A 253-nucleotide genomic window follows, 5' to 3' on the forward strand; every position below is an offset into this window, starting at 1 on the left:
GTCTGACGCTTGCGGCGTCCGACGCGGCCCGGCCGGGACCCGCCCGGCGTCAGGCCAGCCACTCCCGCGCGGCGACGACCAGCGCCCGCACGCCGGTGTCGATCGTCGGCTGCGGGATGGGCGCGAAGAACGGCGAGTGGTTGCTCGGGATGTCCGTGTCGACGGTTCCCGCCGCCACGGCCCTGAGCACGGTCTCCGGGTCGCCGCCGCCGAGCATCCAGTAGACCAGCGGAGCTCCGGCCGCGGTCGCCAG

Annotated in this window: 1 protein-coding gene; it reads right to left on the bottom strand. The window is 75.9% G+C overall.

What is annotated here, in order from left to right:
• Positions 1-49 precede the first annotated feature (49 nt).
• Positions 50-253, bottom strand: a 204-nt coding sequence (locus tag SB773_RS33325; protein ID WP_486304328.1) for a hypothetical protein, incomplete at its 5' end; no start/stop codon positions are given.

This window comes from Bacillus sp. SIMBA_074 (assembly GCF_046534555.1).
Taxonomy (GTDB): domain Bacteria; phylum Bacillota; class Bacilli; order Bacillales; family Bacillaceae_G; genus Bacillus_A; species Bacillus_A mycoides.